This is a genomic window from Paenibacillus sp. FSL H3-0469 (assembly GCF_038051945.1).
Taxonomy (GTDB): Bacteria; Bacillota; Bacilli; order Paenibacillales; family Paenibacillaceae; genus Paenibacillus_AQ.
The window spans coordinates 4,422,797-4,437,771 of record NZ_CP150302.1; the positions used below are offsets into that span (position 1 = coordinate 4,422,797).

Sequence of the window (14,975 nt, forward strand, 5' to 3'; positions counted from 1 at the left end):
CTAATTGATTTTTACTTAATCTATAATTATGGATCTCTTTTGTTTTTCTGATAAAGGTTCTTAGTTATACTAATAGTCTATTGTTTCATCTTGATCAAGTGTATCGTTCCCAACATTGTCAGTAGTATCTTCTGCATCTCTTGTTTCTTCAGCAATTAAAGGAGCAGGTATCAACGGGGTAACGCCTCTGTAAAACTCAACACTGTTTGCTTTCAGCATTCCGAAAAATCCATCGCTCGAAACATAATCTCGTCCACTTGCTGAGGGTAGCCATCCTTTAACATTAGCTTCATAAGCTAAAAGCCAGTTGTCGGTATATAATTCACTACTCTTCATTATAGATTTCCACTTTCTATTATCTAAACCTCTTGGTATCAAGTTACTATTGAGCAAATCCAGTGCAGCTAAAGCAACTACATTATCATCAGATTTTGAAATTTCTATTGCGGCGCTCTCCTTAACTTCGGTATTAAGCAATTTGCTCATCCAGAGACTCCAAGCAACCTCATTGTCATAATTAAACTTCACACTATTCATGATTATTTCTGTAATTGTGTCTGAAATAAGAGATGTATTTATTATCTGACCTTCGTCTTTTTGTTTATAAAAGATTAATGCAGCAATGGATATTACACTGGGCTCTGCAATCACGGAATTTAAAATTAAGCTTTCGTACAAAGACCAATTTTCATTTTTTATCTCTATATTTTTAATTCTTGATAAGGCATATTTCAAAACACGATCATTAGGATACTTTTTTGAGTAATCAAATGCGAGGCTAAAATATCCAATAAGGTCTGTATGTTGGCCTTTAACTGTTTCCCTAATATTATAATTCCTTAATTCCGAAACCCATTTCTGTTCCAATGATACGGGAAGTTCTTCTATAAAAGTTTTATTAGGGTTCAATTCAAGTTCAAAATCTTTCATAATGCTATGGAGAGTACTTAAAGCAAATTCAGCCTCGGGTTTAGTGCTAAAGTAAAGATAGTAATCATCCATATATCTAAACCCTTTAATATCGCCCAGTCTACTTCTTAACTTCACATCCATTGAAGTTGCAATAATTTCTGCAATGATTAGTGATGTATCTGGTCCCACCGGAATGCCTAAAGTTTGACCATCCATAGAGTTTCTAACACGTTTGTCCAGTAAGTTTCCATATAAGGCATCTTTTCTGTTGATTTTTGCTACTTCTTTTGTATGCAAAGCCCACGGAATACTATGGGTATATATGGTTGGGTAAAAACGAGAAATGTCTGTTCGCAACACATACCTTACACTCGTCGAATCTAATGCCTGTTGAACCGGAATATACGAATAATGACGTAATCGTGAGACAGCTCTTTTTGAATCTTGCAAAATAACTGGTTTTGTAAGAGTCATTTTCGTATTAGACAAGAATCCATCAATAGTATTCCAGTTATCTTCAATAGTGTTGCATAGCTTAATCTGAAGTAATGGATTAGGAATGCTCAACATTCTTCGAAGGTGCTTAACCCTAGGTATTGAGTGCTTAGTGGCACTTGCTGGTTTATCAGGAAAGTTACTCATATTTGGAATAATAGTATTAAGTGTATCTGCCAAAGTCTCTGTAGAAAATATAGGTGAGAGTTCCTCTGGAAAATATCCTTTTCTGATTAAAGAATCTACTGTGAGCATTAGGAGACCTCCTTCATGGTTATTTTTGCAGAAATTACTTAGGGCTACTTAGGGCGTATTAAATTAAGCATTAAAACAATGATGTAATTAATTCTGTCCAACCAGTATTGATAATCAAAAATTCAGTTCTTCACTAGTTAAAGTAAATTATAGGATGATTTTAACTGGAAAATCTAAGAAATAGAAGTGCTAATATAAGAGAAATTTTCACCTAATTTAATAAACTTCGGATTCTAATTAACATCCAAATACAACAACTATTAATACCTCAGACCTTTAGCCAAAACCGCGCAAGAAGCTTCATCCTAATATGGCAAGGCTTCATTTAGATACATCATTATATTCTAGCTCAAATAAACTCTCAAAAGCCTTTTTACGCACCGTTCCGACCGGAGCGTGACCTACCCTGCCCCTACCGTCGATATGCTATAAATACAGGCTCCTGCGAGTTTTTTCAAAAAACTTGCCCCTACTTATGATACGGTTCAGCGCGATGGCTGAAGCGGCAAGTTTCAAAGCTATTCTAAGCAAAGAGCCACCTAGAAAGGGTGGCTCTTAATACTTTCGTTTTAATTTTCTTCTTTCAATTTCATTTCCAACCAATCAATTAGGGAATTCAAGTCTCTATATAAATCTATCAATAAATATCCATTTCCAATATCACCAGAAAATAAATATAAATATTCATCAAACTTTTCCTTTGCGATCTTACTCAAATCAGAGTTTTTCCCTTTTGCAATTTCTATTAAATTAGCTATATGCTTTTCTTGGTCATCTGTTAATTGGGCATAATTGTTTTCATCCTTGTTTAATCTAACTTCCCTAGCTTCTTCAACAGAGTTAATTACTTCCTTATTTAAAAATCTTCTAGCGGCCTGAAGTAGGAACATATCCCCTGTGTAAATATAAAATGGCAACGGAGTTGAAGCATCAAGTTCAACTTCTAAAGAAAATTCATCAATTAATTCTACCCGAGGGCCTAGCGTCCTACCCTTAAGAATCCTCCACCAATCTTGCTTTTGATCATCAGTTATAAACACTACTGGCTGCTTAATTACCTTGGCATGTAGAATAATTTGTTTCCAAGCAACTAGATCTCCATATTTATCGGGCACAATTAAATTATCATACTGCTTCCATTCCTCGTCTTTTTTATGACGATCTTCATAACCCGGTGGGCGTAATATTTTATATCTCTCTTGTCCTGATTGAATTACCCTCTTAAGCTCCTCTTCCGTGAAAGCTCTTCCTACATTAATAAATAAGTCTAGTATACTATTCTCTAGTTTACCTCTTTGTTCAACTTCAATCTCATGAATTTCCTCTGTATTTTGTAAAATTTGATAAAAATCAGATAATACCCCTTCAAGCTTGAAAACAATCTCTGAGGTCTCTATAAATGGATGATTTTTATATTGTTTTAATTCTTTTTTTGCTTCTTCTAATGCCGGATTGAATATTTTTTTAAATGCGGAATCAATTTTGCTATACGAATTTTTAAGGCCTATCTGAACTGATTCTTGATTATACATATATTCTAGTAACACTTGATGGGGTATCCACAATCTATCCTTAACTCTTGTCAGTACATTGAAGAAATCCTTATTAGTCGAATTACTATATCTATGAAAGTTTAGTAGCATATTAGTATCAAAAACAAATATGCAATTTCCCCATAAAAAATCAAAATCCTCCTGATTATACTTAGGTTTCCATTTTAACATTTTTCATTTCCCCCAAATAAACTACCTATATTATTACAGTTAGAAGCATGTTTTAATTTTACTATATATACCAGTGTAATTCTACAGATCATCAAACTTCCCCCTACTTATGATACGGTTCCCCCCGATTTATCTTCACCGCCCGGTAGACCTGCTCCACCAGCACCAGCCGCATGAGCTGGTGGGGCAGCGTCATGCGGCCGAAGCTCATGCGCTGCTGGGCGCGGCGCATGACGTCATCGGAGAGGCCATGGCTGCCTCCGATGACGAAGACGACATGGCTCGTCCCGTAGGTGCCAAGCCGGTCGATCTCGGCGGCAAGCTCCTCGGAGCTCCAGAGCTTGCCGTCAATCGCGAGCGCAATGACATGCGCCTCGCTCTTAATCTGCGTGAGGATACGCTCACCCTCGCGCTGCTTCACCTGAATAACCTCTGCATCGCTGAGGTTATCAGGGGCCTTCTCATCCGCCACCTCGATCATCTGGAACTTGATGTAGGGCGTTAACCGTTTCGCATATTCCGCGATGCCGAGCGTCAGATACTTTTCCTTCAATTTGCCTACGCTTATCAGTTGAATTAACATAGTTCCTCCATCGGTCTCATCTGGTTATGTCCCTGTATTTTATCACATCCCTGTCCATAACATGCCCTGCTTAAGAGACATTCACCGCACACCCTGTACCCGACAAAAGAAGAACCACCCTTCACGGGTGGCCCTAAGACACTACGAATAACCTGCAATTATTGGTTAGACAAGTCAACAATCAACTGCTGTTTAATCGTACGCCCTTTCATAGTGGTGAAATCCAGGCGAAGCGACTGCGGCTTATTCAAGAAGAAGTAGCTCTCTGAGACGATTTTCATCTCATGGTCTGCATAGGTATAGGTAGAAGCTCCCTCTTCCAATTTATAATCACCGGTTCCGTTCTTAACCAATAGCGATGGATTATATTCCATATAGAAGGTCTCCATAAACTCTCTGTTTTTAAACAAAGCTTCGTCTGAGGATAGTGTGGTTACGGTCGTGAACGGTGTCAATTCCAGCTTCACTTTAATCTTATGCCCTGCCACATCAATCGTTTCCTCCGGCGTCAGTGTCCGGGTCTCCTGCTTCCAGACCTTGGGGTTGATATCAAAGACCACCTTCAGCACAGGGCTATACTTCACGTTGGACTTGATTGCATCATACTTCTTCAGCAGTTCAGGACTGTAGCTGAACGATGAGGTCTGGTCCGGGTCGTCCGCATGGGCCTTTTCGGCGGCAGCGAGCATTTCGGCATCCAGCGCCTTTAACTGATTCAGCTCAATGGCGGTTAAGGTGCCTAGCTGAAATTGCGCAGCTACTTTTTTGGGAGGCGTGCTCAATGGACTGCTTAACCGGATTTTAGCAATTCCATATAGAATATGATCTTTCTTTGCCGGACTTGCGCCTATGACTAGCGCATCATTGAATTTCTTGCCACTGATGACCTTGCCTGTAATCGCATCGGACAATTGGAGACTATGACCCTTTGGCGGCATGAACACGAATGCTCTCTTACTGTCGGATTGGGCTGTAAAAAGGATGATCAGCTCATATTTGTCTGCGATGAGGCCGTTCACCGTCAGCTGATAACCGTCTTTTTTGACGACTGTGTTCAGCGGCTGCACCAGATTGTGTTTGATGGCATACTCAACCTGTCGATAACCCTGAATCTCGGGATTTACAAAGGGGGCAAGCGCTGCCGACGGTTTCGCGGCGGTTGCCGAGGCGGCCAAAGCTTGACCTGTCACGGCAAAAGGGCTAAGCACCAGCGCTGCGGTTGTCATGACTGCGACGATGGCGGTAGATAGCCGGTTCCTGGAGGAACGCCGTTTATTTGGCGCTGACCATTGCTTTTGTTCCTGTCCTGGATGCGTCTGTGCCGTATGTTTAATCTCCATTGTATCCCGCTTTATGCTATTCATTACTTACACTCTCCTTCAATACAAGTTGGTTGTTTCATCCGGATCAGCTCTGATCCTGTCCGGGGACATCAAAGGTCATCTGGTATGTATGCTCAAGATCCTTCATTCCAGTAGGTTTCGCCGGACTCTTCATGAAATCCAGCCGCAGAGATTGCAGCTCATCCAACAAATAATAGCTTTCTGTAACCATCTTCATTTCATAGTCTGTAAACGTAATTGATGAAGTGCCTGGCTGCTGCCTATAGTCTCCCGTTCCAGTCTTGCTCCACCACAGGAATGGAGAACCGTACTTCTCAAGGAATGATTTAATAAATTCCTTATTCTTAAACAAAGGTTCATCTGAATAAAAAGTGGCTATGGTTGTTAAGGGTGTCAATTGTAATTTCACTTTGATCTTGTGTCCCGCTACGTTAAGCGTTTCTTGCGATGTGATGGTATGCGACTCCTGCTTCCAGTAATTTGCCCTCACATCGAAGGTGGTCTGAAGTGCCGGAGACTCCTGAATGTTGGAATCGTTGGCTCCCAGTGTGCGTAAATGGAACTCTACCTTAATCTTTGAAGGCGGGTCCGTCAAAGGAGTACTGAACGGAAGTCTGGCTATCGCATCTTTAATATGCTGCTCCGGGCTGCTGCTGCTGACCAGCGCGTGGGTCCGGCCGTTAATCACCTTGCCGGTAATACCATCCGTAATGATGCATTCTACGAAATGAGGACCGTCAGAGAATAGTGACCTACCGCCGTCCACTCTCGCAGTATAGAAGAGAATCAATTGATTCTTGTCTGCCATGAAGCCTGTGATGTTGACCTGGTAACCGTCTTGTTCAATCTCCACATTCATCGGCACCAGAAGATTATGCCGGGTCACATACTCCGTCTGTTGTGCACCTATGCTCGTTAACGGCATCAGTGTCTCTCCTTGATCCGTTGGCGTTTCTACGCGTTCCCCCGCAGCAACGCCTTCTGCATGAGTACCAGCGGAATTGGCCACAGGTTCCGTGACAGCAGAGTCACCGGGTTCCCCAGAGACACCTGTAAGCATCACGATGCTGAGCAGAGCGACCAGAATTACAGCTGCTGCGGAGATGCGGTAGGAGCCGTTGCGGAAAGATTGAATCATACTGATTCTTCTCCTGATCTGTTGCCGCTGCTGCGGATTGGAGAAATAGAGATGCCCCCTCCTCTCCCGGACTCGTGAGAAGCGCTTCAGGAACTCTACCAGAGTAAGCCCGTAATCGATGGCCTCCTCTTCCCCTAATACCTCCAACACATAGGCGTCACAGGCGACCTCCCTATCGATCTTCATCCGCCGGATCGCCAGCCACATCAGAGGATTGAACCAATGTATCGTGGCGGCTAGGCTCCCTAGCAGGTTCCACAGCATATCCCTCCGCTTGCAGTGGGCAAGCTCATGCGCGAGGATGTGCCGCAGCCGGGAAGCATCCAGTTCCTGTAGAGCTTGCTCCGGGACAAAGATCCATGGACGCATTAATCCTGACAGATATGGGTTGTTAGCAGAACCTCCGGTATAGATAGGTATCGCTCTCTTTATTCCAAACTGGCGTCTGGTGGCAAGAACCACCTTAAGAATCTCCGGGGCATTCACCCGTCTAAGCCGTCTGCGCTCACGCTGCATCCTCCGTATATACAACAATCCATTCAGCAGCATAAGCATGACGCCCAGCAGCCAGATCACTGAGCCTATCTTCAACCAGAGCGGATAGCCCACGGCCCCCGCAGGGCTGCGGTTATCCGCTACAGCACTAACCTTCTGCCGGGGTGTGTCTGTCTGCCCCTGTGCATCCAGAGCGATGTTATTAGCCGGATATGTAACCTGATCTCCCTCTCCCGGCGGAAGCTCCTGATACTCACCCTTAGAAGCTCCAGTGTCCGGCCCCGTATCCAGGATAGTTGTTAAGAAATGCTTACTATTGCCGAGAATATGCAGCATGCTGACAGGGCTGTCCGGTACGGCAGGCAATAACAGCCGGGCGATAACAAGCAGCCACAGGAGGTAACGCACCCGGGCGTTGATGAACCTCCGCAGAACATATTGCAGGAACAACACGGCCAGAATCACCATGCTTGCCGCCAGTGTCTGTTCTGTGATCCCGGCAAACCATCCGTAGATCATATTCATTCCTGCTTACCTGAGTTTCCGCTGGCGCCCTGCGACTTCTTCTCCCTCAGCAGCTGTTCGAGTTGTTCAATCTCCTGCTTGGACAGCTCCACATCCTCCAGGAAGCTGGTCACCATTAATTGGGTGGCTCCGCCGAATACGCGCTTCAGGAAGGAGCGGCTCTCGGCCCGGACACACTCATTCTCTGACACCAGCGGATAATACAGATAGCTCCGGCCGGATTTTTCATACGCTATCGCCTTCTTCTTAAGCAGCCGGGTGACGAAGGTGCGCACCGTCTGCTCGCTCCATTCCACGGATGCAGGCAGGAGCCGGGTAATTTGTTCCGAGGTGAGCGGATGATGCTCCCAGATAATCTTCATTATTTCCCATTCAGCTTCCGAAATCTTCGGGGTTGTACTCATCTTAACAGCTCCATTCCATCGCGGCGTCGTTCAATCTACAAGTGTAAATACAAGCTCTGTTCTATACATTACACTTGTAGATTGAATTTGTCAAATATGCCCACATTATGATGAAAGCACGCGGAACGACACCCAAAGTAACCGCAACAATAGCAAAAAGCACAAGCCAGCGGCTTGTACTTCCTGCTTCTATTCATAAGAACTCTATCCATAAGAACTTAATTACTCCTGTCACTTACTTGCAGCTTACAACCCTGCAATCAGAGCTTTAACGGAACTGTCGCTCTCCAGCGCACGGATAATCACCGCCACCGCTTCGGCGCGGGTAGCCTGATTCTTCGGTGCGAATGCTGAGGCAGAGATGCCCTTCACCAGATTAGCCGAAGCCGCCTGGCGGATGGCGTCAGCCGCCCAGTAGCTGCTGCTGACATCTTTGAAGCTTGCCGGATTGGCCGTCTGGAGCACGCCGAGATTAAGCACACGGCCGATGATTGTAACCATCTCAGCGCGGGTAATGGTCGCTCCCGGCTTGAAGCTGCCGTCTGCATAGCCGGTTACGATGCCTTTATCGGCCAAGGCACCGATATAGCCAGCCGCCCAATTAGAGGCTGTATCCCCAAATTTAGAGGCCGCCGATGTAGTGTCTATCCCGAAGGAACGGGCGATCATCGCTGCGAATTCAGCTCTGGTCACCGGTGCATCCGGCCGGAAGGAGCCATCCGCATAGCCGCTGATGATCTGCAGCTTCACGGCTGTAGCGATGGTGCTGCTGCCCCAGTGTCCTGTGGTGTCCTTGAAGCTGATGCTCTGATTCTTCGAAGCCGCAATAGCTTCCGTTATAGTCTTGTATACTGTCTCGCGGCTAACCACCCCGGATTGGAACGGATCGACTCCGCCCTGTGGCTGTTTCTCCGGTTCAGCAGAATTAGTGCTGCCGTTCCCCGGCGTGTTGCCGGTGGTCCCTGGTACCGTTCCGGTATTTCCAGCCGGAGTTCCCGGCGTTCCGCCCGGATTACCCCCGCCAGTTCCGCCGCTTGTCGTATCTGTAATACTAAGCGCGATCTGATCGCTCAGGTACATGACCTGGGCGTTATATTTGCTTGGCAGTCCTTCAACCTGCACGGAAGCAAACTGCCCGCTGCGCTGGCTGACGCCATGCGTAAGGAGCGGAATCAGGCCGCTGCCTGGAACGTAGCTGTTCGCGAAGTTTACCTTCAGCTTACCGTCCGCCTTCACTGCGCCCTTAACCTCAAGGATATCGTTTGCTCCAGTAAGGCCCAGGACAAGCGTACCTTCGGAGGCTTGAGTGAAGCTGCCTTCGATCACTATTTTACCGTAGACGTTCTCAACTACTGAACCCCCGGTATTCGTCACATTCCCTTTGCCGAAGGCTGTTGCCGAGTCTCCTTCCAGGACACCTGCGTTCACCTCTGTACCGCCGGAATACGTATTGCTGCCGGCCAGCTTCAGCGTGCCTGTACCCTCCTTGGTCAGCCCTCCTGTGCCGGAGATATCATTGCGCCAGCGGTCTGCGGCGTGGAAGCCGCCCTTCGCAGCGTCCATCGCCACCGTTACATGCTCAGCGAATGCACCGTACCCGTCAGCAGCGGCGAATAGGTTCAAACGTCCCCAGCCTTCAGGATCATCCAATAGTGGATATCCAGAAGGAATTGCCGTTGTTACGAGAACTTCTCTACGCTGATCCGCACTCAGGTAAGGCAGACGGGTCTCCAGCAACACCTCTGCTCCCTTAGGAGCAACAGCAGGTTCAGTCGTGGAGTGAATCTGCGGGAAGCCGTAAGTCAGCCGCTGAGTATACTGGCCCTTATTCCTCGCATAATCCGTGAACCGGTCTTCTGCGGTACCCGTCTGTGTAAGCAGCACTTCATGGGCTTGAGTGTAGGCCTCCTGCTTCAGCGCCGCATTATCCGGGTCATTCAGTGCTCCTGCTGCGAAGGCCATCGCCGTTACCCGCCCGCCCATGACATCCAGCGGTGAGTGCATCCCGGCAACGACACGGTTGTTACCCATCTCCGAGGCCCGGGTCATCAGCTCCTGGAAGCGCTCAGGTACGGAATACGCCAGAGCCAGGGCAGCCAGATAGGAAGCATTCGTATGTCCGCTCGGGAAGCCGCCGTCTGTGGCAGGCGTACTGCTTCTCGCCGGCACCAGCGTCGGCACGATGACGGAGATATCCTTCCAGCGGAATGGACGCATGTAGCTGTAGAATTTCTTGGCCTGACTCGTTGAAGCATAGTCGCCGCGGACTTTTCCGATCAAGTCTACCATTTTGCCCAATTCAGAACCGGAATCGCCAGCCTTGTTGCTGTCATTGCCGTCATTATATTTTACAGAGGTGGCATCATCAGGGATGCTGTTAATGGTCGTGAAGGTTCCTGACTTGGACCGGTACACCTCAGACAACGGACCAAGGCCGTCAGCCGCTCCATAAGTCTGGTTCCGCCGGTCATCGTAATACGCTGCCTCCTCCTCTGCCGGAGTACGGGTCTTAGACAGATCCGCTACATATTGAATGTTGTAATCCAGCACATCGCTGTTCAGCTTCGTTCCGGTATCCCAGGTAGCACCCGGTGTCCAGAGATCCAGGAAGCCGGAGAGAACACCAATCGAGGGGTTGGAATACACCGCCATATTCACAGGTGTGTTATTCTTATAAGTATCTACGAAATGTCCCCATGCCGGAGCAGCCGGCAGCCCGGTTATTGAATGATCCGTGGCCGCCTCTGCAGGATGTACCGCGATAGAATTCGTGAGGAGTACCAGACCTGCCGTAACAGACAACAGCTTTCTTTTCGACTTCAAGTTCAATGTGTCAGCCCCTATCTTGTTATTTTGATTGCCTGAATCGGACTCAATATAGCACCTGCCTCCACCGCCGCTCAATAACACAATTTCGCAATTCTATGATTTTGGGAACAATTCAGCTTTTTTCCGGCTATTTTACATTGATTTAACATGAATCCCGAACAGATTTGTGAGGGGCTAGTGTATAATCCGCCTGGGAGGAGAATACAACTTGCGAAAATGGAACTCTGCCTTTGCCGCCCTAGCCGCTTCATACATCTCTGTTGTGTTAGTCATTGTCCTCTTACTCTGCTCTGCCTTCTATCTGTATTTCTCGAACCATTATAAGGAAGAGCTGCAGGGACGCAACCGGCTCATCCTTGACAATACCGCCCGTACCCTTGAAGCCTCCGTGCTTCAGCGGGTGCAGCAGATCTATCTTGAAGTCTCACTGAACCAGCGTGCTGCGCTCCGTATACTGCCAGATGCTTCACTTCCAGCGAATCTCAGTAAGGTGAGTAGCCTACAGGAATCGCTGAATATGCAGGTATCCAATCATTCAGACCTGATACAAGCCGTACATCTGTATGCGCCCAGGCAACACCTCCTGCTCTCCTCGCTGTATGGGCTGAAATTCCGTGCGGACCAGCAGGCGGGTGCCGCCTACTGGATGGATTGGGTGAACGGCATGAACCTTAATTCCCGTAACAGCCTCTGGACGGAGGCACGGTTCGTGCCGGACGATATCATCTCCAGCATCCCCGGCGGCAGCGGCAGCCAGCTGATCACCTATGTGCACAGCTATCCGTTCCAGTCCCCCGGGGCAGCCAGCGAGCTGCTGATTGCCATTGATCTGAAGGAGAGCGCGCTGCGCGCCATTCTGCAGAATATGATGCCTGCCCGCTATCAGAGCAGCTTCATTGCTACGCCCTCCGGGGGAATCGTGGCCGGCTCGAATCCGGATGCTGCGGCCCAGGCCGATACCTATGCTGCCAGCATCTCGAATGCGTTAGCCTCCCCTCAGACATCCGGGAACATGAGCCAGGAGATTGGAGGCAGCACCTACGTCATTTCCTATCAGGACCTGCCGACCACCGGGTGGAAGCTCTTTAGTGCGGCTCCGGCCAACCTGTTCTATGAGAAATGGCTCGTTGTCCAGAGGGTCATCCTCTCCCTGTGTCTGCTTGCTCTATTGGTAGGAATCTGTCTGTCCGGCATTCTGGCTAAATTGAATTACAGTCCGCTTAAGCGGCTGCTTCGCACTATTAAGGACCTCTACGGCCCGGGGCCTGAGGTGCCAGGAGTGCCGGGACCCGCCCTTAACGAATTCGGAATTATTGACTCCGCCTTCATCCGTCTGAACGACAAAGTCACCACACTGGAGGGGACGCTTGAGGCTAGCAGTCCGCATATCCGGCAGAATATGATCCTGAATCTCCTTCAGGACAGCCCTGCCCAAGGCAGTGTAACCGCAGATCCGCAATTCCTGGGACTCTCTCCGGAGCACCGTCATTACTGCTGCCTGCTCCTCAACACCCGTGGAGCCTACGCCCGTATGAGTCTAAGCGGCTTGCAGGCAGCCATAAGCGGGATGACCGGAACGCTTGAGGCGATCCGGCTTCAGGGAATCCGTATTCTGGCCGAGGAGCTGCCGGACAAGCAGACGGTTGTTATTATCAGCGCGCGCGAAGCCTCCGGGAAGCTGCTCGAACAGCTCTCGGACCAGATTACAGCAGCAGCGGAGCAGCATTTCCAGCTGAATATTCAGCTCTCGCAGGGCTGCTGGGTAGATGCCATCAGCCTTCTCCACACGAGCTACGCTGAAGCGCAGACCTTGATGAAGTATGCTTATTTTCTGCCGGAGAGCAAGGTCTTGAAGGACCGGGAGCTGCTGAAGAAGGAGCAGAGTCTGGATGAAATCCCGCAGCCTGTGCTGATGAGATTCAAGGATAAGCTGCAGACCCGGCAGCTGGATGAGACTCTGGCCGCGCTGGAGCAGCTGATAGCCGTCATGCGGGAAGGCAGCTACCCGGCGGATTATTGCCACTTCGTTCTGGCGAACACCGTATTTATGTACTCGGATTATCTGAAAAGCATCCGCTATACCCCTTCTGCTTACGGGCATCTGGATCTGTATAACGAATATATTGCCCTGCCGGATATCCGTCATTTGCAGGAGTGGTTCGCCGCCTCCATCGGCACCTTCATCATGGAGACGCAGAAGCGGAACAGTGACCGCGCGCTCTCGACCATTGAAGCAGCCAAGGCCTATATCGGGGAGCATCTGTCCGGGGATCTATCGCTGGATGCCGTATCCGCCAAGGTCTTCATCAGTCCCAAATATCTAAGCAAGCTGTTCAAGGAAGAGCTGGGGATCACCTACACCGACTATATTACCGGCATCCGAATGGAAGAGGCCCGGCGGCTGATTGAGAACAACAATATGTCGATTGAACAAATAGCAGGCACGGTCGGTTATGGAACAACTCCCTACTTCATCAAGCGCTTCAAGGAGATCTACGGCTGTACACCGGGGAATTATCTGCGAACCGTGAATACACTGCCGCCGCAGGCGGAGATTAGCATGGGATAAGGAGGGTGCCTTATGTATATGTATAAAAGATTAGTGCTCCTGCCCCTCCTGGGGCTGATCTGCGGCTGCAGCGGGCAGTCCGCTTCCCTCCCGTCTGCGCCTGGACAAGAGCAGCTGGCTACATCCGTTTCCGCTTCTGATTCTGCTGATTCTGCAGTTCCTGCTGCCTCTGCCCCGAAGCTCAAAATCTCCTGGACCATGCATCAGAATCTGCCGGTTGCGGAGGATGCCGTAATGGTGCGGGAGCTGGAGCAAAAGTTCAACGTAGATCTGGACTTCTGGAATCTGCCGAACAACAAATACGAATCCCTGCTCGACCTGAAGCTGGTGCAAGGCAGCATTCCCGACCTGTTCCGGGTCCGGCAGACCCAGGATCTGCTGAAGTACCAGCAGCAAGGCGTGCTCGCCCCTATTCCTGAGGAATTGCTGAACACCTACGCTCCCAATATTCTTAAGGCCATCCGCGAGAATGCACCGGCCTATCAGCAATATGGCCGCATTAACGGGTCCTATTATGGCATTCCAGTCATTAATCCTACCAATATCTACCGGGTCCCTGTGGTCTACCGGCAGGATTGGCTGGATAAGCTCGGCCTTAAGGTGCCGGACACCCTGGCCGATTTCGAGAAATTCATCTATGCCATAGCGAACGAAGACCCGGACGGCAACGGGATCCGGGACACCTATGGCTTGTCTCAGGAGGGCATGAATGTGGTCTTCGGCGCATTCGGGCAGATGGTCTTCACGGATCAGCTCTACTTCAGCCGGAAGGATCAGGGGCTGGTCATTGGCGCTCTGGAGCCGGACATGCAGGAAGCGCTGCGTTATCTCCGCAAATGGTACCGGGATGGGGTCATTGATCCCGAGTTCATCACCGGGGAGAATAGCGGAGGCTACAAGCATCTGTCGCATGCCTTCATTAACGGGCGGATCGGCATGACCTCCATGGGCAATTATTATCACTGGACACAGGCAGGAGCTTATACAGACTGGAGACTGGATGACCAGAAGGCAGCCAGGTTGGTTCCGGTAGAAGCAATGTTTAACGTCAAGGAGTTAACCGCCAAGCATCCGCAGGCCAAGATCGCTTTCGGGCGGCCGGTTAGCGGCCCGGACGGCAGGCGCGGCTCCAAAGCCTATGATATGCTGATGAGCTTCACCGCCATTGGCGCGGATGCTACTCAGGAGCCGGGCAAGCTGGAGAAGATCCTCCAGCTGCTGGACTACGTCAGCGCAAATCCTGACCCCGATGAAGCAGCAGCTCTGCAGTATGGTATTCGGGGGACACACTGGGACTGGGCCGGAACGGACAAGAAGGACATCATCCTGCTGCCGCCGTATAACCATAGGTTCAGCTACCAGAATACGATCGGCGCGGGAATCGGTATGACACTGCCCATCCTTCCTGCCGGCCGGAGCGAGCAGTGGGCAGCAACCCTGGGGCTGGATCACGATGGCATCTATAATGCCCTGGAGGTGGCTACGCCCTCTCTGATCAGGAACGGCCCTGGACTTATTAAGCTAAGAGACCAGGCATACATTGCCTTCATCACCGGGGAGCGTCCGCTTGAGGAATTCGGGGAGTTCGTGGAGGAGTTCCTGGCGGCGGGCGGTGCGGAGGTACTGGCGGAAGCAAATGAGTCCTATAAGACGCTTGATCCACATCAAAAAGGTGAGCAAAAAGCGAGACCCTAGTCTCCTCA

At 49.2% G+C, this 14,975-nt stretch carries 9 protein-coding genes; 2 read left to right on the forward strand and 7 right to left on the reverse strand.

What is annotated here, in order from left to right; all coding sequences use genetic code 11:
* Positions 1–69 precede the first annotated feature (69 nt).
* From NSS83_RS19490 to NSS83_RS19520, 7 genes are all read right to left on the reverse strand, one after another.
* A complete protein-coding gene (locus tag NSS83_RS19490) occupies positions 70–1,662 on the reverse strand; it encodes an RNA-directed DNA polymerase (RefSeq protein WP_341346323.1) in 1,593 nt (530 codons plus the stop codon).
* Positions 1,663–2,231: 569 nt separating this feature from the next.
* Positions 2,232–3,386: a PIN-like domain-containing protein gene (locus tag NSS83_RS19495; RefSeq protein WP_341346324.1), complete on the reverse strand. Its 1,155-nt coding sequence runs from the start codon at positions 3,384–3,386 to the stop codon at positions 2,232–2,234.
* A 103-nt stretch (positions 3,387–3,489) separates the two neighbouring features.
* Positions 3,490–3,969, reverse strand: a complete 480-nt coding sequence (gene rlmH, locus NSS83_RS19500; RefSeq protein ID WP_341183213.1) for a 23S rRNA (pseudouridine(1915)-N(3))-methyltransferase RlmH — start codon at positions 3,967–3,969, stop codon at positions 3,490–3,492.
* 158 nt (positions 3,970–4,127) lie between these two features.
* Complete coding sequence (locus tag NSS83_RS19505) at positions 4,128–5,333, reverse strand: DUF4179 domain-containing protein (protein ID WP_341346325.1); 1,206 nt, start codon at positions 5,331–5,333, stop codon at positions 4,128–4,130.
* Between the two features lie 43 nt (positions 5,334–5,376).
* On the reverse strand, positions 5,377–7,464 hold the full coding sequence (locus NSS83_RS19510) for a M56 family metallopeptidase (protein WP_341346326.1): 2,088 nt from the start codon (positions 7,462–7,464) through the stop codon (positions 5,377–5,379).
* Between the two features lie 2 nt (positions 7,465–7,466).
* Positions 7,467–7,874 (reverse strand): BlaI/MecI/CopY family transcriptional regulator, encoded by a 408-nt coding sequence (locus NSS83_RS19515; protein ID WP_341346327.1) that lies wholly within the window; start codon positions 7,872–7,874, stop codon positions 7,467–7,469.
* Positions 7,875–8,120: 246 nt separating this feature from the next.
* A complete protein-coding gene (locus NSS83_RS19520) occupies positions 8,121–10,637 on the reverse strand; it encodes an S-layer homology domain-containing protein (protein WP_341348748.1) in 2,517 nt (838 codons plus the stop codon).
* A gap of 274 nt (positions 10,638–10,911) precedes the next feature.
* On the opposite strand from NSS83_RS19520, the gene NSS83_RS19525 reads away from it, so the two are divergent.
* On the forward strand, positions 10,912–13,272 hold the full coding sequence (locus NSS83_RS19525; protein ID WP_341346328.1) for an AraC family transcriptional regulator: 2,361 nt from the start codon (positions 10,912–10,914) through the stop codon (positions 13,270–13,272).
* Positions 13,273–13,290: 18 nt separating this feature from the next.
* On the forward strand, positions 13,291–14,967 hold the full coding sequence (locus NSS83_RS19530; protein ID WP_341346329.1) for an ABC transporter substrate-binding protein: 1,677 nt from the start codon (positions 13,291–13,293) through the stop codon (positions 14,965–14,967).
* Positions 14,968–14,975 lie beyond the last annotated feature (8 nt).